The sequence below is a fragment of the Psychrobacter sp. ANT_WB68 genome (genome assembly GCF_008369115.1).
Lineage (GTDB): Bacteria > Pseudomonadota > Gammaproteobacteria > Pseudomonadales > Moraxellaceae > Psychrobacter.
Genome location: NZ_VOAZ01000001.1, coordinates 1,055,386 through 1,075,774, shown reverse-complemented (window position 1 = coordinate 1,075,774; position 20,389 = coordinate 1,055,386). Strand labels below are relative to the sequence as shown.

Sequence of the window (20,389 nt, the reverse complement as noted above, 5' to 3'; positions counted from 1 at the left end):
TTTAGGTTTTCTTAGTATCGTAATAACGCATTGAGTCAACACGTTTGAGCCATACGCCTTGATAGGTGTATGAACCTGGTACGAATAAATCAAAGCCTTTAGCTTGAGCTGACAAGAATTGTAGTTCTTGCGGAATACGCATCTCAATGCAGTTAGGGTTTTTGTTGTACGATACGATACGGTCAGCAGCAGCAGTGCCCACGCCATTACCACGGCGATTGGCGGTGATTTCAATCTGCTTGCCTTCAAGTGCTGCTTCGTTATTCTCACGAATGTACTTGATAAGCGGTGTTTCATTGGTAGCTGAAACGGTACGACCTGCCAACTCACGCGCAATGGTAGTCGGTAAAATAACCGTGTTGATTGCCACATCGCTATCGAACGCAGACGCATCAGCACTGTCATAAATAATCGTGTTGATTAAATCCATGATAGCCGCTACTGGTGCAGTCGCAAAGTCAAGAGTTCGAGTATCTAGCGCAACGCCATCTTGGTTATAGAAACCCTTAACACCTGTAGCAGCTTCACCATTCCAAGCAACCTTGCTCATGTGACGCTCAAAACCCATCTGAGCCGCGGCGATTTTGTCAGCTTCAAGATTAATACCCATAGCCATAGCGGTTGCAATCTCATGGATTGAATACTGATAACCGATAGCGCCCATCTTGGTAGGTAATGACACTTCATCGAATACGACTTCGGCAAGTGGAATATCCATGCCAGTACCGCTAAACGCTTGACCTTCACCAACGCCTTGCTTACGTTGCAAGCTGTGTGATGTGCCAACTACTGCACTAATATTGTTGTTAACTGGAATATATTTAGCATACTCCATCAATTCGGCCATCTGCGGTGTCATGCCGTTAATGTTTTCTACTTGCACCATTAGACGCGCTAACGATTCAAGATTGAACGCATCGCCAACTTGGGCTTGGATGTGGTCTGCTACGGGTTTTAAACGTAGCATCATGTGTTGTAATTTATTCATTCTTTAAACTCCCAAGATTTCAATAACGGTTAGGTTTTGGCTGCCTACCGATGGACTAGCAAAGCGCATACCCTCAACGGCTGTGGCGGTCGCTGTGATTTTTCCATCAGTAGTAGCACCAACAACAGTAGTTAGGTCGGTAATCTTGGCAACAGATGGCGACCAGATTTTACCTTTAACCATAACTGGCACAACATCACCTTTTTTATAGCTGTCAACTGGACCATAAAGCACGACAATACCGACATAACCAGCGCCTACGTTTTGAACCGTGGTGCAGCCTTTTTTGTCAGCAGTTAGATAAACAACCGAACCATCGACCACTGGATAACTAGGGTCAATCATTAACGGCAAGCTTAATACCTCTTCTGGCATTGATTTAACGCGCATACCTGCAACAGCAATGGCGTCATCGCCTTTTAGTAATGGTGTCATTATTTAGCTCCTTCCCACATTTTGGTTTTATCAAATGGCTTTTCTACACCATCGGCTACGTTTTTATCGTTTAGACCGTTTAAGGCGCTATCAGCAGCAATGACTTGCTTACTATCAGCAGTCGCAAGCAATGCCTTGAACGCCGTATCAATAGCTGATTGATCAGCATCTACCACACTGTCACCAACAATAGCCTTGACTAAGTTGTCATCAGCTTTTGCGGTAATCACATCGCGGCGGATTTGCTCAGATGATTTACCATCGGTCACAATCTTATCGTTTAGCTTTTTGGCATTGCTGATGGTTGCCACACGGTCAGCGACTAATGATTCGATTTGCTCAGTTGTGATCTGCTTAGCTTCTAACTCAGTGCTAAGCTCTGTTAGTGCCGCATTATCAGCTACCAATTTATCAATGGTCGCTTGTGTCGCTGTCAGCTCAGATAAGCTAAACGCTTGGTCGCCCACTTTAAGCTCGCTACCTTTTAGTGCGTCAAGCTCTTGGCTTTGCGCTGTGATGGCTTGTGCAAGCGTCGTGTTATCGCCCACATCAAACTCTAAGTTACCGATTTTTACTTTCATGCTCTTTGCCTCTGGATTAATTACTGTTTGTCTATCGCCTATTTTGCAGTCATCGCCGCATCTGCCCTCACGGACAACAGCAACATGGTCAGCAACCATGCTTACCCATTGCCCGTGATATGCCTGTCCTGTCTCAGTGCTGCCCGCTGTCATATCTAATTCAGCGGCATAGCCTAAAGATATTTGCTTACTATCCTCATATTCGATAGCCTCAATCGCCCACTTATCCTTGATGGTCAAATCAGCAATCAGATAGCCGTTATCAGCTCGCACATTCTTAGCGATACCGATAACGTGTTCTTTGTAATTGTCACTGGTTAGCTGATTACCTTTTGGGTGTTGCATGACCACATCAGACGCGGTAAAGCCGTCTATCACTGGTTGACCAAATAGCACATCAGGCGGCGTGTAGATATTGATAATGTCGGTTGCCTCATAGCCGTCAACAATGCCAAGCTCACCTGCGTAATACTCTTTAACCATTGGCTTAGCGAGCGTTACGTCTTTACAAATCATAAAACCTTGCGGCGTTTTGATACGGCTTGTCGGCTTTAAGTCGATGACTTGATTAATGCGTATTTTCATAATTAGCGCCCATAAAAAAGCCGCTCAATTAAGGCGGCTCGTTATCGTTTTCACTAGATGACAGCTCGTCACTAGCTTTGATTTTTCTGTCCATGTATATCAGTAGGCGCTCAGCGAGCAGCAGCAGTATTAACCTCATGGCATTACTCCATCAAGAAATCCAAATCAGGAATAGCAGTGCATCGGCATTGAATAGCTTGCCCGGGGTGTCCGTCAATTGTTGGCGTATCCCATGCGATTCTGTCACCATCCCATCGTCTATGCCTATCCCTTACGCGCTCGTCATGGCTCGTTGACCAAAAGTAATGTGTAATGCCTAGCGATTGCTGTCTAATCTGTGACAGTCGGCTGTTAATCTTGCCTAACTGGTCACGCGCTATCAGCTTTGCCCTGCTCTTAGTCACGCCCTCAATCTTTAGTAAGTCATCGGCTAAGGTAGCATTAAGCGTACCTGCTTGTAGGCTTGCCATGACCGCCTGTTCTACCCTATCGAGATATTGCTGTGGTATAGAGTTAATCAGCGCTATGTTAGCCGCTACCGCTTCATCTACCGCCTCTTTGAGTACGTTATCACTCATTAAGCCGCTAAAGTCGATACCTGTTTTGCTAAGTATCATCGCGCTTAATTGACCGTCTGAGACTTGACCTTGCTTGCTCACCACTGTTTGAGCCAATGCGCTAGCAATTCCTGACACTTTAGCTTTGACCGTATTAGCTGTCTTACTAAATGCGGTCTTAAAGTCACTGAACAGGCTATCATTTACTATGCGCTTGCTATCACCAACACTAGGCTGCTCAATTAATGGCATGAGCGCCTTTACTGTCTCAGTGTGCATATCATCAACGATAGAGAGCAATGCCCTTGTATAGTCAAGCTCTAGCTTACGTGAGACATAAACAGGACGCGCTTTAGCCTTACGACCTCGTTTACGCTTACTCTGTTGCTGTATTAGCGGCTTTAACTGGTTTAACATCGTCTAGCTCCGCATTAAAGTTAAGACCGCTTAGCAGCGCGATATGCTCGTCATCAATCACCGTATAAGTATCTTGCTCGACAAGCTGCTTAGCCACATGAGCCTCGGTGATAATGCCATTTTCAAGATACTTAATATCACGCTCAGCATTGTTTTTCTCAATCTCGCTCAACGTCTTCTCGTCAATCTGCCATAGCGGGCTAAATATCAAAGTAATATCTTCATTAGGCAATAGATAACCGCCAATCATATTAAGCAGCTTTTGCAACACTGGACGCAGATAATCACGCTGATAACTGCCTACTGTGTCGTAGTAGTTTTTTAAGTCATGCTCACCAGTAGCACTAAGCCCAGATGGTGAACGCCCAAACAATATCGTATAAGGTATGTCTGCCGCGCCTGATAACTGAATGGCAAACTCTTGCATCAAATCAGGCAAGCCACTAAAGTTGTAGGACTTACTTTGAAAATCTTCTTCTTTATCCAATAACACTGTACCGTTATTGCCCTTAAGCATACCGACCAATGCGAACCGCTTAATAATGGATTCTGAGTTTTGCTGAATCTGATTAGCCAAATCGGGCGTTTTGATAATATCAATCTTAGCCTCATGGACTAATGATGCAGCGTTTTCATTGACACTTGCAAAACGGATCAGCTCAGCATCTATCAATGGCTGCAATACGCTTTCACCATCTGACCATTTAATCTCAATGATACGGCTGTGATGGATAATCTCAGTACCAGTCGAACCAATACCTTTTTGTAGTCGATAATAGACAGGTTTGTCATAACAACCGCCCGCCTCTGACGCAGGGCGCATCTCACTACCGGCAGCTAATTGCGATACTGACAGTGTGGTGATGTAGCTTAAGCCTTTAGCGGTATTGATAGGCGTACTAAGCGCCATGTTGTCAGCAGTGGCCAATAAGATGTAAGACTTACCATGCAATCGTGATAAGCGCATAGCTCTGCTTAAATGCACATCAAGTTTAAGCCTGTCTAGCTCAGTATCTAACTTTTTTAGCTCTTTGCCCGCGATACCGCCAAAGTAATAACCTTGACGCATCATGTCCTGTACTGGCTTATCGACAATCTTCGACGCTGTGGCATTGGACTTGTATATATTATCAAGCTCAAATGTCGTTTTAGGCACATGCCAAGCAAACGTATCATGACTCGCTTTGTCTCTACTGGTGCCAAGCTTGCTCACTAGATTAACCAGTGTGCTGTCAGCAATGTTCATTAGTTTATTTAGCATAAAGTTATCTCTTAGCCTACAACGTCAAAGACGGATTTTTTACCCCTGCCAATATGCGGCTCAATGCCGTATCGCAAGCTGTCTGCAAAATGGTTATCAAGGTCTAAAGGTATCGCTGTGATTTCATCAAACTTATCTTTCTTAAAGCTGTATGCGGTCAATTCAGCTTTACAGTCCTCGGCGTCAGGATGTATAACAATTTCATCAAACGACTGTAGTTGAGCGATACCATCTTCAACACAGCCTTTCCACTTCTTACAACCTTTGATAAGTGGTATGGGGTTGTCTTTATCGTGCTTAACCTTACTGATGGTTTCAGGTCGTGAATTATCGGCTCGGCTGGTGTATTGCTTGATTTTAGGTACATGCTTAATCAGCCACTCGGCAGTATCATCAAGCTCAAGACCTACCTTTTTAGCAGCATTTCGAATGTATAGCGTATTACCTTTTACGTAGCTCTCAGTGACCGCGTTAGGGTCATTACTAAAACCCCAGTCAATACCGATCAGTGGATCGCCGTAACTCTCGTCAACCTCAAATTCTCTAGTAACGAGTTTTTTAGCTAAGATACTCGCTTCGGTAATCTGTAGAAAACTGCCTTTCCATATCCACGCATAACGCCCAGCGTCGCCTTTAGCATCGCGCTGTCTTTGCCGTTCAAGTGAAGGAGGAAACCACGGATTGTCTGTGTACTGAATATCAATGACTAACTTGCGCTCGTCACTCTTAGCGACAAACTCTTGATATGTAGGATCATCTTCAAAACGTGGGTTAAATACTACATAGATACGTACAGCGCCATAACGAGGTGTTGGCAGTAAGATATCCCAGCTATTTTGTGATACGTTCTCAGCCTCATCAACCAAAACGACGCGTAGTTTGTTGATTGATTTAATGCTAGTAATATTTGATTTTAGACCCGCAAAAATGAACTCAGCGCCTGTCTTGATATTTGTTATTGAGGTATTAAGCACCTTAAAGTCTTTACTTAATCCCTTATCCTCAATGTAACTAACTAGCATTGAGTAAATACTATCACTTACGGATTTTTGTATTTCACGGCAACATAGGATTACACCGTCATCGATATAACTCTCCAAGATACCAATAGCTGCCAACGCTTGAGACTTGGCAGCGCCACGACCACCTTTCCACACGATAATGTCATAAATAGCTTGCGACAGATTACTGAATGCAGGTAGTAGTTTATTCGGTACTGTCACCTGATGCGCTGTGGTCATCGGGCGACACTCCTACAATATTAAAAACAGGCTTCATCGAACCATCTTCCGACACATGATTGACCGTATCTTTAAACATACCCAAATGTCGTGCCACATTCTCCAAAGCTTTCATTCGGTCCGCTGTTTGTATCTCAATGCCAAACTTCGTTTCTTTGGCACCTTGGTAAAGTAGCTTTGCGGCTGGTGATAGCTTGGTAGTATCTGCAATATGCACATGTGGCGAACCTTCACCCCTACACATTTGGCAGTCAGGATTGGGGTCGCGGGTTGGATCTATATCACGGCTGTCGTCGTTATCGTTATCGTCATCGTCGAGGCTTATTGTGTCGCCGTAGCAATATCCACAAGCAACACGGCGCACACTAGACAGCTCGTTATAGTCAGCGTTAGCAATCTCCCACCATTTTATTAACACTTGGTCTTGGGTGATGTGCATGCGCTTACGTCTGTTAGCGATGGCCTCATCAATTGCGTCAGTGATACGTGTATCTTGTGCCAGTCTATAGGCTTGCTGTGCTGCTCGCTTTGGACTATAACCTGCCCTGATTGCTGCCTCTTGACCATTAAAATCAATGATATATTCATCAACAAACATCTGCATCATTGGCGTGAGCGTTTTAGCTTTTGACATGCTCACCTCCAATCAGCGAGTGTAAAAAATGCCCGGACCATTCAAGGCGGGGCAAAAGTGTTATTTAGTATGTGGTGCGCCCACAGAGAAGCGAACTCAGACCACTACACCCCCTGTGTAGTGCGTGACCATCTGCGCTATAGGCACTTATTTCTTTTCACAAAACTCAATCTTATCTACAAAACCTTGCGCTCCGACTACACCTCTATTTGCTCTATCTCGCAAGAAGTTAAGCCAGTAGTCTTTACCGCTTGGCATCGTCGCCTCTTGATAGTAATCATAGGCCTGTTGGTTGGTCAGCTCACACATAGCAATCCCTTGCCAAAATTTTGATGTAAAAAAGCCCGATATCGGATTTCCGGCATCGGGCAAAAAGGTGCTATCAACTCGTATCATCATCACATGCAAATCAGATAGTCATTGATAGCTCATCGTATGTTGCAGTCGTCATCTGCTAGCGGGTTCTCGTTGGCATGTGCTGACTGTGACTAAATCAATCAGGCATAAAAAAAGCCCTATCGTTAGATAAGGCTCACTGCTATAACTCTACTTCTATTTTTTTAAACTTTGAATCTCTTAAGAACAAATCGATAGCGGTATTATATTTCGTCGTCGCCATCATTATTCGCTGCTTGCGCCTATGGTGAGCCAAGCTAGTCTCATAGCTACTATCGGCTAAGCATGCATCGATATTTTCTTTTTTCAGCTTATTAATAATATCAGCTTGCTTTGAGCAATAGCGTTCAACTATTCGTTGGATCATTAAGACCTCAGTGTAAAAAAGCGAAAGAACCGGAGAAGTGTCTTTCGCTGATAACTTGTTTGGCTTTATTTACAACTTACGCCAGTGTAGGAAATATATCACTAACTGTCAGCGAGGGTCAAGTTATGTTTAGACCTGACTTATTTCTTTTACAGTTAACTCCGTATCACCTTTAGTTACATTACATGATACGGTCAAACCAGGAATAAGCATTACCGTGTAATTTCCTGATAGCACAGCCGCACTAATTTTATTTTTGGCTGTATTAACCCATCCAATCTTGGAACTAACCGTGTTTAGGCCATCATGCATTTTTTCTAACTGGCTGGTTGCTAGAGAACTAAAAGCTATCATCGTAATCTCTCCCCTGTAACTTGTAGTGTCTTATGATCATTACTGGTTACACTAACAAATAAGTATCTTCTTACAGAGTCCTCTGAGATTTCGAAAAAACTCTTATTTCGATTTGCCTCTTCTAGCATTTCTTTTAGTTCGCTTAGTAACCAATGTACGCTAGGTACTCTTTCATCACTATGCATTCTATATTTGTAGCTGTGCTCTTTACCTTCCTCACGCGTTATAATCTCAACAATTAGATCTTCATAATCGTGATTATTGTGACTCCTAGTAACAACATCTAAATTATAAGTGAGAATTTCACTGCCATTAATATTTAACTTATTCATAATAAACACCTCAAAATTTTTAAAAAACTTTAATCGTGTCTTATATAAAAATTGCAAGGGCAAACTAGTTATTTAATTTAAATCGATACTTAGCAACATCATCATTCACTAGCTGTACCAACCCTTCTAAATCATCAAGCATCTTGTCTTGATAGCCGGTCCATAACTGACGATAGCTATTAGCTGGTACTTTTATCCCACTAAACAGCAATCGCCCCTCAACCGTATAGATAGTCCATAAATTATATAACTCAAAATGCAGTGTCATACGTGCTACAAGAGACGATAACTCCTCTAAGGTATGCTTACCGCCCCTAGGTGATTCACGACCATCTACGACGCATCTGTCGAACATCTTAAGCGCAAGATACTCTACAACCATGTCAAATGATTCTGACCAGTCCCATAATTCGTTATCACCCCAAACTAACAAAGACGCCAGCGCTTTAGCGTGACGACTCTCGATCAATCCAATAGCTGCTGATTTATCCTCCCAGTTCACTTCAGGAGGCAATCCGCCTTGTCCAATATCAAACTTTACGGTCTTGGCGCCTAGTCCTTGTTTGAGCCATTCGCCGCTGAGTAACTCTAAGCGTGGACTGGTACCGAATCTTTTAGCTAGTAAGTTGGTCATTTTGAGCCCTCAATTTAATTTATCGATATACTTTTTTATACGTTGTTATCTACCAAAAACAATCATGGCCGCATCCCTGCTGTGCTCATTCGTTCTGCCTTCCCACTTGGTTATTCGCTTAAAGTCTTCCGCTGATTTCTTAAGGCCCTTACCCATCGGTTTAACGAATACCACCTCGTAATCATGTTCTTTGCACCAATCTTCCCAAATCTTGGCATCACGCTTAACGCTGCCGGCACCCTGTAATCTTGCTTGAGTGGCTTTCGTCTTACCGTTGAAGCCAATCCACTGACGCGCATCTTCGATGTATAGCTTGGTTGTTTGATACGGATAAGCGGTTAGTATCTTGCGCATAGCCTTGGTGATTGTCATCGACTCTACAGATTGCAGCTTTCCGTCTTGCCAAACTGCTATGCCAGTATTAACTCCAGTATCGATTCCAATTTTTGCAATGGTCACAACCCTACCCCTTAATAATTTGCTCAAAACTCTTACGGCTCATCGTTTCTTTGGTGCCGTCCGTGTAGGTGATCATGACGGTCTGCGATGTTATCCATTCTTCGCGCTTTACCACTTTGTCGTTGAATCTGTTTGTTTTCATGCTCTGACCTTCCCAATCAAATAAACCAAAAGTAAAAATATCGGTAATGCTAAAACATAGGTTCCCGCCACTCTCTCGTACCACGTAAACCTAACCGAAGCTGCCGTAACTCTTGTTGCTAGATACGCCAAACTTGTGTACCTGTAGACCAAGAAGTAAGAACAAACAAAGTGAGCAATCATTAATCCTGTGACTAGGTCATTCATACCTTGACCACCGCTTTACAGCGCTCAACATCCCATTCAACACCTTTGTTCTCACTCATTATGAAGTTGGATGCCTCGCCTATCGCTTTCCACAGCGTATGCACTGTGTCGGGCTTCTTCATTCTTGCTACGGCCTGTATCGGCTTGCTAAATCCGACCTCGTACATAAAAACCTCAATACGGAATAATCGCGCTTTCTTCATCACCTGCCGCCCTTGTGTCGCCCAATGACCGGTAAATACAGTTGCCGCTTTCATATCCTCAAACGTTTCCTTGTTAAGCGGTACTTGCATAAACCCTTTTTTCGTTGTCTTAAACGGCTTCTTGGCCTCTTCTTCGTTAAGCCATTCAAAGTTTGATAGGTCCAGTAAGGCGAAGGCGTGTTTTAAGTCGTTTTCTAGATTGCTCATACCGCCTCCTGCATCTGGTTTAATAATCTGTCGTATGCTTCGTCCTGCATTTCCCCTGGCGTTTGATACTGCTTGATGTAATCGTAAGTCTGCTGAACACCCATACCAGGCAATGGCTCTCTCCAAAGACCGTTTACAATCACTGATGTATTAGGATCCTGCTTGGCCTGCTTCGTTGGTTTACTGTGACTGGGATGGTACGAGTCATCTGCTGCAGGCTTAGTGGTCTTGGTCCAGTCTTCGTCGTCGATGTTGAATCTTGGTGTAGCTGCTGATTGAGCTTTAATTTTTTGCTGACGGATGTAATCACGCTTGATCCATTCTGTGAGCAAGTCCTTGCGTCTGCCTTCGGTTCTGACGTATGAACCTTCGATCTCTCTTTCAGCGTAGTAATTTTTAAATTTAATTAACTGGTGATCGTAGTCTGCTTGACTGATTGCTGGTACTGGTGGTGCTCCTAGCATGAGCATGGCGTTAATTTCTGTGAGCTCTGGGTGAACCCAATCTGCAATCGAATCAATTACTGAAAAATCACTCGCGCTATTATTATTACTATTAGATGGTTTATGGTTATTGGTTAATGGTTCTTGGTTAGGGTTATTTTGGCTTTCCAGTGGCAACCCATCAGTAACCGACTGGGTTATTTCTGGGTTATTCTTACGAGGTCTACCGCCTTTTTTACCGTTTTCACGGTTTTTCTGAGCATTGCCATGGTATTTAGTGATCTCGCAATCTATGCGTTTATGCTTAAAACCGTCATCACATTCATAAAAGAAGTCATCTAAGACGTTTTTAAGCATGTTTTCGTGTTCTGGGTTATCCAACATTAACCGACGCATAACCCACTGGGTTTTTTTAGGTATTGGCTTTTCATCCATGTAATAGAGGTCTATCAGCATGCGATAGATGTAATGCTCCATCGGTTTTAGGTGCTGAGTATCTTTACGATAGTCTTTGATATTAAAGCTGTAATAGTGCATCACACTGCCTCCAATTCTCTTGCTCGTTCTTGCTGTAATAGTTTGGCTATCTGAGTGACCCCTGAAGTGGTGAACCTAACCTTGGGCGCTGTACGGTCACGACCATCACCACCAACGAAGCAAGATAGTTTCTGTGTGACAAATCCCTGATCAATGCGATGTGAATAGGCGTTTAAGGCGCCTGAATGATCTCGATACATAAAGCGTGCACTCATAGGTTTATCTGGATTAGTGCACCAGGCTACAAACTCGTTCTGACCCATGCCTACCGCTTTTGCTGTCTCACGAATACCGGTTGAGCCTTTTGAGTGGCTGATAGCATCTAACGCAGCGGCTTTAGGCTGTAATAGCTGGATTTGAGCGTTGGCCTGCTCTTTTGCTTCCTCACTCATTACCAGTGCTTTTAGCGCTGATAAGTAGTCTTGTGGCAGCGCAACTGCTAGTGCCGCGGCTTGCTGTTCTAGTTCTGCCCAACGACGGTTTATGCGAATGCGCAAGTTTCTGTTGTAGCCAGTCATCAGATCAATAGTTTGCTCTTTGGTTAGTAGGAACTCCCTGTAGGTCTGACCGTTATCTGCTGTGTAAAACGACTCTCCAATTATGGATAGTGATTCTTGAGCAAGGGTTTCATTAAGCAGCTCGATATCGCGGATGACATGACCATGTTGCTTATCTGTTAACTTTGCTATTTCACGACTGCTCATCGTTTTGTTTGTTGTTTGCATCATCTGAATATTCATCGTATAATTTCCTTCTTAGTAAGCGTTTTAAGTAGTGAACCCATTTCAGTTAGAGCTGATTTGGGTTTTTTATTGCTTGTCTAACTTATAATGCGTTGTACGCGTACCAGCTTTAATGTTTTCAATTGCATAACCTAACTGCCTTGCTTCGTAGATCATCACTTCTAAATACTTGCGTGATAGCGGCCAGTCCGATACCTGGTAAACACCTTCTGATTTAAGTTGGTCCAAAACCTGCTGACCTTTAGCCGTTGGCATTTCTGTTCTAACTTTAGGTCTGCCAACACTTCTTTTGATTGTCTTTTTACTAACCACGTCTTACTCCTTTGGCCTTCCTTACAGCCCTTGCTTGCTGCGCTAATACGATTTGCTTAGTCTTCTTGCTGTAGTGATTGCTGTTGCAGTAAAGACCTGTGTTGTCGAGTGCTGTGAGTTGTTTGATACCGATGTTTTTATCAAACCATTTAATAGCTGATTCATTTATTGACATGACCTACCCCGCAAAATGAATTAGTGTGTAAATAGCGATTGCTGCACAAGTGATTATAAAAATGATTTCTTTCATGCTGTGCCAAAACTGCATATTTACCGACTGCTTGCGGTTGTTTTCATCGTCGATTGTTTTGCGATTCATAGCTCTTAAATCGTCTTGCTTGTTCTGTTCGATGGTTCGCGCTAATTCGATACTTGCTGTGCGTTCATTGAATTTCATCGTCATCACCCTTGTTCTTATCTCGTTTTGATTGCAGTTGGTAATCAGAGGTGGTCCAGTCAATCATTGGATCGACACTTGAAGCGCTGTTTGATTTACGCTGCTTCTGTATCATCTCAGCGTGGCGGTCTGCTTCATCATTCGCTCTTTCATCAAAATCGGTTGTCATAAAGCACCTCTTGGCTGATACGTACCTTCAGCGATTTGCATAGCAGCATCTGCATGTAAAAAATCATCAACATCTAATGACCGATTCATTCCCAGCTTTGCGAGTCCGTAAAGCCAACTCACGTGGTTTTGGTCATAGCATTTCATATCTTTATCAACGACTTTTAAGCCGGTAGCTGCTAATAAATGGCAAAGCCTTTCTATGTCGCTATGTTTGGCAGTGCCATGCGGCTGCTTCATCTTTGTAATAGTGCTGCTATCAACGCCGATGCAATCAGCTACAACCAGTTGCCCGGTAGCATCAATAGCCTGCAATATCTGAGCTTGCATGTTGCGTGACCATGCGGCTTGCTCAAGCGATAATTGCGTTATGGATTTGGTGGTCATGGTTAGGCTTCCTCTGGTTGTTGTTCAGCTTCGCGCTTATCGATAATTTCTTTAATTTGATACTCTCGAAGCTCAGGGATTTTTTCATCATCCCATTGCGAAATGGCAGGATGTTTGATACCAAGCATTCGAGCGAGCTCATTAACGGAACCATTGGCAACTTTGAGCGCCTCATTCTTAGTCATAATAGTTACCTTTTTTCTTAATAAAGTAAGTTAAGTTACCTATTAAAGCACAGAAAACTTACCTTATCAAGTGGTAAGATAAGTTACTTATACTGCAGGGGGAGTTATGAATACTTTAGGTCAAAGACTGCTTGGACTTCGGAAGGAAAAGAAGCTTTCACGCGAAGCATTGGGAGCCAAAATAGGCGTGTCAAAAACAGCCATTAAGAACTGGGAAGATGATGGAAATGCGCCAAAATTAGAATATCTACAATTATTATCTGATTATTTTAAATGCAGTGTTGAATACCTAACTGACGGTACTGGTGATGGCGATAACTTTAAAAAAATACAAGAAAAACCAGTTAGACGTGCACCAGTTTTAAACTACGTTCAAGCAGGTGAGTTTTGCGAGTACCATGATGAGGCCATATCTGACGAGTTTGAACCTGTCATAGGTGATGCTGGTGATAATGTCTATTGGATAGTACTTGAAGGCGATAGCATGGAGCCTGACTTTAAATCAGGTGAGCTTGTACTTATTGATCCTGATATGCAGCCCAACCCTGCCGATTATGTGATCGCTTTGCGGAAAGGTGAAAAGAAAGTTACTTTCAAAAAATGGCGTCCACGTGGTTTCGATGAAAACACAGGTGCGGAATATTCACAGCTAATACCATCCAATGAAAACTATCCAATTATTGATAGTCGTTTCACTCCTTTTTCAATTTGCGGTGTTGCAGTACAGCGCAATCAAATATTGAGAAAAGCATGAAACCATACGAATACCACTGGATCTGCCACTTCCTAAAATTTGCCAAGCCAGTCGACACGCTACCATTGGGATGGTGCGTGTATCGTGAGGCGCTGGATTGGGATTGATAAAGGGAGCTTTAAGGTGAATAAATTATTATTAGCAGTATTACTGATACTACCAATGACCACAATCGCTGAAAACTGGCTAAATATATCTGAAGAAGATGAGTCTCCTTATTATTTTGATAAAGATAGCATAAAGAGTCGTTATAACCCTGACGGGGATCTGATCGTTAGTATGTGGACAATGTACCCAAGCGAACACCCTATCATGGAAGGCACCGTAGCTAATCAAATGCTTAATTATGCTAATTGTAGTGACATGAGCCTGAAGCATGCTGAAATGTTGGAACTTGATAGCGATGGAAATATCTTGTGGAGACTTTCACAGTTTAAAAATAAAGTAGATTTATCCTCAGTTATGCCATTGGATTATTACTATCCTAAATCAAGCAGCGAATATAGTTTGAATTTAGAGGTAATGTGCAATAAAGCTACGATAGAACTAGGTTTTGAGAATGCTAATTCCTGATATTTACAAAACGTCTAGAGAGATAGTTTTATGAAGAAAATACTTATGGTTATCGCAGTACTGCCTATTTTATCTTGTAGCAGCAATCCTAATAGTGAGCCTAAATACGGCGACTCAGGTTTGCCGAGTAACTGTCGTTCATACATTCAAGTTAGCGTAGATGCTTGGCGTGCTGGCGAATATGAAACAGAAGAAACTATGAATGCGATAGAAAGAAACTGTGGAATGTATGGCAATCTATGGGATGAGTGATAAATTTTGTATTTTACTAGACATCAAAGCGCCATACTAATCAATTTGCCCAGGTGGTTAATTAGCCTAGCAGCTCTCTCTATAGCTGCATGCGCACCCGTGCAAGAGGATAATCATAGCTCTGACTTTGTGACAGTGAATGAAAGTGATTGGTATGGCAAATACTATACGGCCTACCCGTTTACCGTATCGGGCGAGATTTCATGCGTTATTCACCCAGAGTATGGACCTGCTATATATTTCTATCCTATTGGTTTTACCGATGAATCTTATGTCGGTACGCCACTTAACAAAGCAGCTGCAGAAGCTGTAAAGCATGGTGGCATGACACCAAACGTGCCTTATAGCGTCAAGAAAGGTGCTGATTTGAGTGAGGCTAGAGAGGTTGGGCTGCGGGTGTGTGATGAGCAGATGGATAAGATTGAGGGTATGTGAGGCACTGGATTGCGATTAACACAAGGATGCAATTATGAAGAGAGCTTTGATATTTGGAGTTATTCTGGCATCAACAGCTGCTAGTTCTGTTGACTGGGTTGATTTAGGCAAGACTGCTGACAAAGAAGTTCAGATTTTCTTGGATTATGATTCTGTCAAAAGACAGAATATTACGGTCTATGGAGGCGCTAGTAGTTTTAGAAGCGCAAAAGAAAAACCAAAATATATTTCAGCTATATTTCAGTCAACATATATCAACAGGAACCCATTAAGAAAGAAAGGTTTTTACTATTCAAAAGAACAATGGTTTATATCATGTGAAGACCAAAATTATTTTGTTAAGGCTCGTATAGTTTATGGGTTTAAAGATGAGGTAATGGAGAGCTGGCAATCACCTAAAGGAACGCTATCAGAGTCTGACTTCTCTTATGCGTTTCCTGAAACTCTGGCTGGTAATAACGTCGAAACAGCTTGTGGTGCAATAGTACTGAAAGAGATTGATAGCACTGAAAGTTATGAAGAGTATCTACAAAAATATATTTATGATGAATAGTGTTCAGTACCAACGGATTGTCGGCTTAAGCGAAGCTAGAGAGATTGGGTTGAGAGCGTGTGAGGCTTTGAATTGGGATTAGATTTAAGTTAAATATTTATTTTTAAGTGTTTATAAAATGAGTCATTCCTTAATGTCTCATATTCTTTTGGCTTTTTTTGTGAGGTATGAATGACTGATTTAATTGAGAATAATAGAGAGTTTTTTACATCTTATAGAGTTCGCTTTACAGTAGAAAATCCAGTACCTGTTAATATCGTTATCGATTCTCTAAGAGCGCATGAAAGACTGATAAAAAGGTCAGGAAAGTTCTTAGAGAGCGTGTATGATGGATTGCATATCACTGCTACCACTGTTTATGTTGAAGAGATAGTAGATGGCAGTTGGGTGGTTGATTTTTTAGTAAAATATGTCGTAGGTGAGGAAAATGAAGAGCAGTTCCGCCAATTGGTCGAGAACGTCCTTGGAGATAATGAGAAAATGAGAACTGCTGTCGCTGTGGCGGTTGGGGCATTACTGAGTGCAGGTATAATATCTGCATATAATGCCTCTACGCCTGATGCAGTTGCTGCACCTGCTATAGAAGCTCATAACTCTGTTGTTATTCAGGCAGCTGGAGATATTAATATTCCTGCAGAAAAGGTACAGGAATTTATTGAAAAAAATAAAGATAATAAACAGGTGGTAAAAGATACCATCGATGCATTAAAACCCGCCTCAGTAACACCGGGGAGTATGATGGAGGTGCAAGGGATTCCTGTTAGTCTGACGATGAGCAGTGAAGCAATTGAATCATTGCCTGCTGACATGTCATTCATTCCACCAAACGAGCAAGACAAAACCTATGACAGTATAGATATTTATATCTCAGCTAGTGATGAGGATAGTGGGAAAAAAGGTTGGGGTGGCTTAGTGCCAGATCTGTTTAATAATAGGGTTAGATTTGTTCTTGATGAAAATGTTGATCCTAAAAATTTACATGGCAAAAGAAAGGTTAATGCGAGCATTACGGTGCATGAGGTCTATAATGCTAATGTCAATAAATATGAAACCAAGTTTGTAACCATAAATGAGGTTAGAAACTAAGTAAGATTAATCTCAGCCTTAATGTCAGAACCCACCTCACAGTGGGTTTTTTGTCGCCTACCCTTTCACCCAACTAGCTAAAAATAATATCTCACTGTATAGTCCATAAAGTCACATAACGTTTTTAATAAATAGGTATAGAATCCGTAGACTAATCACTAGGAATTAAATATGCCTCAGTTGAAGTACTTCTTAATAGCGGCTGCCATAGTCATTGCTTTAACTACTGCCACTATGATCATAATTATTTAGGCTAGCAGTCTATTTTAAGCCTGTGTATTGAGCAATATTCCAGACAATAAAAAACCCACTACTATAGTGGGTTCTTGGTGCTCATTCATAAACCATAGCCTAACTACAAACTTTCTTAGACTGGCTAATCTTACCGTTATTACAAACAAACTTACCATTCTGGCAATGCGATACACCGCCCATGCTTTTAGAGCAAGGTGTATTCTGAGCATTCGCCTGTACGACTGGTGCCATCATAAACATAGAGATAAGAAGTGCTGACCACATTTTCATAGGCTGCTACCTTAATAATCGAATAATATAAATTCGAACCATAGCACCCTAAATCACTTCTCTCAACAACAATTTAACTTATGTTTACTGCCTATTAGATTCCTTCATTAGCCCGTGTTAGTGCAACTAATTTGATTGGTACCGCACACAACCAAGCCATGCCACCTGTACAATGAAACATGCCGTTTTCAAACGATACAATATGGGCTGTGAAATCATTATTATCTAGGTTCGTCATAGCCTCTTTATCGCAACTATCGTCTACAGCACACCATATCTCGTCATGGCCGTCTTCAAGCATTGCTCGAGTTAACTCGCTACCTCTAACTTCCTTAATCATCCTGTTACCTCCCAACCATCCCTGTGATTATTAATCTAAATAACAAAACTGGACAGAAGTTCTTTTATATCTCAGTTAAGGTAACTTAGCAAACGCAATTTTCATAACATTATACACTATACATTTGCATAAATGAATATATAGGAAGCTGTTACCTTGCATTTAAAGTAACAACTCTCTTGATTCAAAATAATCAAATCATACAACTAGGGTGCGAATTGACTAAGGCATCACCTATCTACAATCCTACCTCATTTTGGCTAAGTTCAGCCTTTTTAATTGGTACAGCATATTTCCAAGTGCCGCCCTCTTCGCAAAGGAAACATTCATCTTCAAAAGCAACGATGTGCATCATGAAGTTGATATCGATATTTTTAATAGTATTTATAACGTCCTGTTCACTCTCATTGCTTACAGCGCACCAAACCTGTTCATCGCCACGTTCAAGCATTGCTCGAGTTAAATCACTACCTGTTAATTCAAAACCCATGTCTATACCTTGACTTTCAAACGTTTATTTTAATAATTGATGTTGGCTCTTATTAATGTGCTTTAACATCAGCTATCGTCCATATATCCGCATAAAGCGTATAACCTTAATTAATACAACATCCCCAAGCATTTTCTTATTCTATTCAACATAAGTTGCACGCTGAACTATACACCTAACCCGCCTTGAGTGGGTTTTTTTGTGCTTACAAAAATTAAGGTAAGTTTTCTTACTTTCCTTATTGACACTTAAGGTAAGTTAAGTTACCTTATACACATCAGCCGGCAGTAATAGCCTTGTGAGAAATCACTAAAACTATTTAACAACTTGGGATTAAACAACTACTGGATTAGCAGTAGTACCAAATTTTAGACAATAAAAAAAGCCCTGCAATCCGACCAAAGACAAACAGGGCTTTACTCACAAAGGAGCGAACTGATTATGGCACAGATTATTAGATTAGACAACGATGCGGACAACGAAGCATCAAGCAAAAACGGGCATGCTTATATTCTTATTGATGATAAGTGCGTGCACTTCAAATACGACGCAGATTATGACGAATGCGGCGAACGCAATGAATACTGGGGCGGTCAACTGGCTTATGAAGGTGATAGCTGGATAGAAGTTAACAGCGTGACCAACCTAAAAGTGATTGAGATATTGGACAGCGATGATAACGAGTTACCACTTGATAGCTACACGATGACAGCTGATGACAAGCTACAGATTATCGAAGTTATCAAAGATTTCATCGAAGGCAACATCGAAGCCCGAAAACCCGCCAATAGCTACTACGCAGCATAAGGAGCATGCCATGAAAACTTGGGAATTAGTCTACGTTATAGACGGCTCTTATATCAGCGAACTCATTCAAGGCGTTACCAAGATGGCAGCGCGAAGTGTGATTGTCCAACGCTATAAGCGTCAAATTGATTTTAAGTCAGTTAGTGAGGTGGCCAATGTATAAGATTCTAATCATCACGCTCTTAGCGCCAATGCTAATAACTGGTTGCGCGCTAGACACTGAGCTTCAAAACGATAGCAATGCCAATGCGCGGCACAGACTACAAGTGTCGCTTGCTACTGATCAGCAATACAAGAACGACGCTTACTACGCCTCTGAAGAATATGAAACGGCTAAAAAAGCCAACCAATTTATAGCTACAGCATACGGGAGAAAGTAACCATGGGACTCGCAATCAAGTTTGAACAACATCAAGACGCCAATGCCATTAAGACCAGTGATTTAAGTCGTGAGGATTGGCTCACATTACGTCAAAGCGGCATCGGTGGCAGTGACATAGCAGCCATCATCGGTGTATCGCCCTACGCTACTGCTTACGACATCTACCAGTCTAAAACGCAGCCAGTGAATGAGGAAGCTAATGAGTTTGCATATTGGGGCACCGTACTCGAGGACACAGTAGCACGCGAATTCTCTAAGCGCAGTGGCCTCAAGATTCAGAACGTTAACTTCCTTATGCGTCACCCTGAACATCGCTGGGCCATCGCTAACATTGACCGCGCCATTATCAATCCAGCTATCAAAGGCAATGTGCGCTTTAAAGACGGCAAGCTGACGACTGATCAGATTGTCGAGATTAAGACCGCATCTGAGTACGTTGGTAAAAATTGGGGCTTAGAAGAATCAGACGAAGTGCCGGACCAGTACCAGTGCCAAGCTCAGTGGTATATGGGTGTGACTGATACGCAAGTCTGTCATATGGCTGTGCTGATTGGTGGCAACAAATACCGCCAGTACAAAATTGAACGTCACCAGGACTTTATTGATTACTTGTTTGAAGCAGCTGAAAGCTTCTGGACCAATAACGTATTAGCAGGTGTTGAGCCTGACGCTACCACGCTGCAGAACGCCAAGGATAAGTACCCACGCCACAATCCTGATACGACGCTTGATGTCGAGCCAGATAGCGAAGCTGCCAAAGTTTTTGAGCATTACGAATCATTAAAGGCGCAGGAAAAAGAAGTAAAAGCCGCGCTTGAGCTCGCCCAGACCGACCTAATTTGTCAGATACAAGACAACGAAGCCTTGGCAATCGATGGTGAGGTGGTCGCTACTTACAAGGTCCAAGTCAGCAACCGCTTTGACAGTAGCCGCTTGAAGAAAGATATGCCAGAGCTTGCTGAGAAATATATCAAGCAAAGCGAAAGCCGCGTGATGCGAGTCAAATAACAATTTTATTAAA

At 42.2% G+C, this 20,389-nt stretch carries 34 protein-coding genes and 1 tRNA gene; 11 read left to right on the top strand and 24 right to left on the bottom strand.

Annotated elements, in window-relative coordinates; all coding sequences use genetic code 11:
* Window position 1: 1 nt before the first annotated feature.
* The 13 genes from FQ084_RS04550 to FQ084_RS04490 form a co-directional block, all read right to left on the bottom strand.
* Entirely contained in the window at window positions 2-988 is a 987-nt protein-coding gene (locus FQ084_RS04550; protein WP_149489412.1) for a major capsid family protein, read from the bottom strand.
* A gap of 3 nt (window positions 989-991) precedes the next feature.
* Window positions 992-1,423 carry a hypothetical protein gene (locus FQ084_RS04545; RefSeq protein WP_149489411.1) on the bottom strand — a complete coding sequence of 144 codons (432 nt, stop codon included), beginning with the start codon at window positions 1,421-1,423 and terminating at the stop codon, window positions 992-994.
* The gene (locus FQ084_RS04540; protein WP_149489410.1) at window positions 1,423-2,589 is read right to left on the bottom strand and encodes a DUF2213 domain-containing protein; all 1,167 of its coding nucleotides are present in this window, start codon (window positions 2,587-2,589) and stop codon (window positions 1,423-1,425) included. Before FQ084_RS04540 ends, FQ084_RS04545 begins: the two co-directional genes overlap by 1 nt.
* Before the next feature lie 143 nt (window positions 2,590-2,732).
* Window positions 2,733-3,563 (bottom strand): phage minor head protein, encoded by an 831-nt coding sequence (locus FQ084_RS04535; RefSeq protein WP_149489409.1) that lies wholly within the window; start codon window positions 3,561-3,563, stop codon window positions 2,733-2,735.
* Entirely contained in the window at window positions 3,523-4,824 is a 1,302-nt protein-coding gene (locus FQ084_RS04530) for a DUF1073 domain-containing protein (protein WP_149489408.1), read from the bottom strand. The genes FQ084_RS04535 and FQ084_RS04530 overlap by 41 nt, the downstream gene beginning before the upstream one ends.
* 11 nt (window positions 4,825-4,835) lie before the next feature.
* Window positions 4,836-6,065 (bottom strand): PBSX family phage terminase large subunit, encoded by a 1,230-nt coding sequence (locus FQ084_RS04525; RefSeq protein WP_149489407.1) that lies wholly within the window; start codon window positions 6,063-6,065, stop codon window positions 4,836-4,838.
* The gene (locus tag FQ084_RS04520; RefSeq protein WP_149489406.1) at window positions 6,031-6,699 is read right to left on the bottom strand and encodes a terminase small subunit; all 669 of its coding nucleotides are present in this window, start codon (window positions 6,697-6,699) and stop codon (window positions 6,031-6,033) included. The genes FQ084_RS04525 and FQ084_RS04520 overlap by 35 nt, the downstream gene beginning before the upstream one ends.
* A 72-nt stretch (window positions 6,700-6,771) precedes the next feature.
* Window positions 6,772-6,846 (bottom strand) — tRNA-Pro (locus FQ084_RS04515).
* Window positions 6,847-7,098 carry a hypothetical protein gene (locus FQ084_RS04510; RefSeq protein ID WP_149489405.1) on the bottom strand — a complete coding sequence of 84 codons (252 nt, stop codon included), beginning with the start codon at window positions 7,096-7,098 and terminating at the stop codon, window positions 6,847-6,849. It abuts the tRNA gene before it with no gap.
* Window positions 7,099-7,591: 493 nt separating this feature from the next.
* Window positions 7,592-7,816 carry a hypothetical protein gene (locus FQ084_RS04505; protein ID WP_149489404.1) on the bottom strand — a complete coding sequence of 75 codons (225 nt, stop codon included), beginning with the start codon at window positions 7,814-7,816 and terminating at the stop codon, window positions 7,592-7,594.
* The gene (locus tag FQ084_RS04500) at window positions 7,813-8,148 is read right to left on the bottom strand and encodes a hypothetical protein (protein WP_149489403.1); all 336 of its coding nucleotides are present in this window, start codon (window positions 8,146-8,148) and stop codon (window positions 7,813-7,815) included. The genes FQ084_RS04505 and FQ084_RS04500 overlap by 4 nt, the downstream gene beginning before the upstream one ends.
* 64 nt (window positions 8,149-8,212) lie before the next feature.
* Window positions 8,213-8,782, bottom strand: a complete 570-nt coding sequence (locus FQ084_RS04495) for a hypothetical protein (RefSeq protein ID WP_149489402.1) — start codon at window positions 8,780-8,782, stop codon at window positions 8,213-8,215.
* A 45-nt stretch (window positions 8,783-8,827) separates the two neighbouring features.
* Window positions 8,828-9,136, bottom strand: a complete 309-nt coding sequence (locus tag FQ084_RS04490; protein ID WP_316619851.1) for a hypothetical protein — start codon at window positions 9,134-9,136, stop codon at window positions 8,828-8,830.
* Between FQ084_RS04490 and FQ084_RS13220 the strand changes: the two genes are divergently transcribed.
* Window positions 9,129-9,407 (top strand): hypothetical protein, encoded by a 279-nt coding sequence (locus FQ084_RS13220; protein WP_188032904.1) that lies wholly within the window; start codon window positions 9,129-9,131, stop codon window positions 9,405-9,407. The two genes, FQ084_RS04490 and FQ084_RS13220, sit on opposite strands and share 8 nt — an antisense overlap.
* Window positions 9,408-9,585: 178 nt before the next feature.
* Here the strand turns inward: FQ084_RS13220 and FQ084_RS04485 are convergent, their stop codons facing one another.
* The 8 genes from FQ084_RS04485 to FQ084_RS04445 form a co-directional block, all read right to left on the bottom strand.
* Window positions 9,586-9,999, bottom strand: coding sequence for a hypothetical protein (locus FQ084_RS04485; RefSeq protein WP_149489400.1), 414 nt, complete (start codon window positions 9,997-9,999; stop codon window positions 9,586-9,588).
* Complete coding sequence (locus FQ084_RS04480; protein WP_149489399.1) at window positions 9,996-10,979, bottom strand: YdaU family protein; 984 nt, start codon at window positions 10,977-10,979, stop codon at window positions 9,996-9,998. The genes FQ084_RS04485 and FQ084_RS04480 overlap by 4 nt, the downstream gene beginning before the upstream one ends.
* Window positions 10,979-11,719, bottom strand: a complete 741-nt coding sequence (locus tag FQ084_RS04475) for a phage antirepressor KilAC domain-containing protein (RefSeq protein WP_149489398.1) — start codon at window positions 11,717-11,719, stop codon at window positions 10,979-10,981. Before FQ084_RS04475 ends, FQ084_RS04480 begins: the two co-directional genes overlap by 1 nt.
* A gap of 69 nt (window positions 11,720-11,788) precedes the next feature.
* Entirely contained in the window at window positions 11,789-12,034 is a 246-nt protein-coding gene (locus FQ084_RS04470; RefSeq protein WP_149489397.1) for a hypothetical protein, read from the bottom strand.
* A gap of 178 nt (window positions 12,035-12,212) precedes the next feature.
* Window positions 12,213-12,431: a hypothetical protein gene (locus FQ084_RS04460; protein ID WP_149489395.1), complete on the bottom strand. Its 219-nt coding sequence runs from the start codon at window positions 12,429-12,431 to the stop codon at window positions 12,213-12,215.
* On the bottom strand, window positions 12,418-12,600 hold the full coding sequence (locus tag FQ084_RS04455) for a hypothetical protein (RefSeq protein WP_149489394.1): 183 nt from the start codon (window positions 12,598-12,600) through the stop codon (window positions 12,418-12,420). The genes FQ084_RS04460 and FQ084_RS04455 overlap by 14 nt, the downstream gene beginning before the upstream one ends.
* Complete coding sequence (locus FQ084_RS04450) at window positions 12,597-12,986, bottom strand: hypothetical protein (RefSeq protein WP_149489393.1); 390 nt, start codon at window positions 12,984-12,986, stop codon at window positions 12,597-12,599. Before FQ084_RS04450 ends, FQ084_RS04455 begins: the two co-directional genes overlap by 4 nt.
* A gap of 2 nt (window positions 12,987-12,988) precedes the next feature.
* Window positions 12,989-13,171: a Cro/CI family transcriptional regulator gene (locus tag FQ084_RS04445; protein WP_149489392.1), complete on the bottom strand. Its 183-nt coding sequence runs from the start codon at window positions 13,169-13,171 to the stop codon at window positions 12,989-12,991.
* 106 nt (window positions 13,172-13,277) lie between these two features.
* Here FQ084_RS04445 and FQ084_RS04440 point away from each other — a divergent pair, with 106 nt between their 5' ends.
* From FQ084_RS04440 to FQ084_RS04415, 6 genes are all read left to right on the top strand, one after another.
* Entirely contained in the window at window positions 13,278-13,925 is a 648-nt protein-coding gene (locus tag FQ084_RS04440; protein ID WP_149489391.1) for a LexA family protein, read from the top strand.
* A gap of 123 nt (window positions 13,926-14,048) precedes the next feature.
* Window positions 14,049-14,498 carry a hypothetical protein gene (locus tag FQ084_RS04435; RefSeq protein ID WP_149489390.1) on the top strand — a complete coding sequence of 150 codons (450 nt, stop codon included), beginning with the start codon at window positions 14,049-14,051 and terminating at the stop codon, window positions 14,496-14,498.
* A 30-nt stretch (window positions 14,499-14,528) separates the two neighbouring features.
* Entirely contained in the window at window positions 14,529-14,750 is a 222-nt protein-coding gene (locus tag FQ084_RS04430; RefSeq protein WP_149489389.1) for a kynureninase, read from the top strand.
* A 99-nt stretch (window positions 14,751-14,849) separates the two neighbouring features.
* Window positions 14,850-15,185: a hypothetical protein gene (locus FQ084_RS04425; RefSeq protein WP_262880651.1), complete on the top strand. Its 336-nt coding sequence runs from the start codon at window positions 14,850-14,852 to the stop codon at window positions 15,183-15,185.
* Between the two features lie 34 nt (window positions 15,186-15,219).
* Window positions 15,220-15,738, top strand: coding sequence for a hypothetical protein (locus FQ084_RS04420; protein ID WP_149489388.1), 519 nt, complete (start codon window positions 15,220-15,222; stop codon window positions 15,736-15,738).
* 171 nt (window positions 15,739-15,909) lie between these two features.
* Window positions 15,910-16,824 carry a hypothetical protein gene (locus tag FQ084_RS04415; protein WP_149489387.1) on the top strand — a complete coding sequence of 305 codons (915 nt, stop codon included), beginning with the start codon at window positions 15,910-15,912 and terminating at the stop codon, window positions 16,822-16,824.
* A 351-nt stretch (window positions 16,825-17,175) separates the two neighbouring features.
* On the opposite strand, the gene FQ084_RS13215 is transcribed toward FQ084_RS04415, so the two are convergent.
* The 3 genes from FQ084_RS13215 to FQ084_RS04405 all read right to left on the bottom strand — a co-directional run bounded on the left by FQ084_RS13215 (window position 17,176) and on the right by FQ084_RS04405 (window position 18,179).
* Window positions 17,176-17,349 carry a hypothetical protein gene (locus FQ084_RS13215; RefSeq protein WP_188032886.1) on the bottom strand — a complete coding sequence of 58 codons (174 nt, stop codon included), beginning with the start codon at window positions 17,347-17,349 and terminating at the stop codon, window positions 17,176-17,178.
* 94 nt (window positions 17,350-17,443) lie between these two features.
* On the bottom strand, window positions 17,444-17,689 hold the full coding sequence (locus FQ084_RS04410; RefSeq protein ID WP_149489386.1) for a hypothetical protein: 246 nt from the start codon (window positions 17,687-17,689) through the stop codon (window positions 17,444-17,446).
* Window positions 17,690-17,927: 238 nt separating this feature from the next.
* Window positions 17,928-18,179 carry a hypothetical protein gene (locus FQ084_RS04405; RefSeq protein ID WP_149489385.1) on the bottom strand — a complete coding sequence of 84 codons (252 nt, stop codon included), beginning with the start codon at window positions 18,177-18,179 and terminating at the stop codon, window positions 17,928-17,930.
* 441 nt (window positions 18,180-18,620) lie between these two features.
* Here FQ084_RS04405 and FQ084_RS04400 point away from each other — a divergent pair, with 441 nt between their 5' ends.
* From FQ084_RS04400 to FQ084_RS04390, 4 genes are read left to right on the top strand one after another with little or no spacing between them, the layout of a single operon-like run.
* On the top strand, window positions 18,621-18,986 hold the full coding sequence (locus FQ084_RS04400) for a hypothetical protein (RefSeq protein ID WP_149489384.1): 366 nt from the start codon (window positions 18,621-18,623) through the stop codon (window positions 18,984-18,986).
* A gap of 10 nt (window positions 18,987-18,996) precedes the next feature.
* Entirely contained in the window at window positions 18,997-19,149 is a 153-nt protein-coding gene (locus tag FQ084_RS13210; protein ID WP_188032885.1) for a hypothetical protein, read from the top strand.
* Window positions 19,142-19,366, top strand: a complete 225-nt coding sequence (locus FQ084_RS04395) for a hypothetical protein (RefSeq protein WP_149489383.1) — start codon at window positions 19,142-19,144, stop codon at window positions 19,364-19,366. Before FQ084_RS13210 ends, FQ084_RS04395 begins: the two co-directional genes overlap by 8 nt.
* Before the next feature lie 2 nt (window positions 19,367-19,368).
* Window positions 19,369-20,376 carry a YqaJ viral recombinase family protein gene (locus FQ084_RS04390; RefSeq protein WP_149489382.1) on the top strand — a complete coding sequence of 336 codons (1,008 nt, stop codon included), beginning with the start codon at window positions 19,369-19,371 and terminating at the stop codon, window positions 20,374-20,376.
* Window positions 20,377-20,389 lie beyond the last annotated feature (13 nt).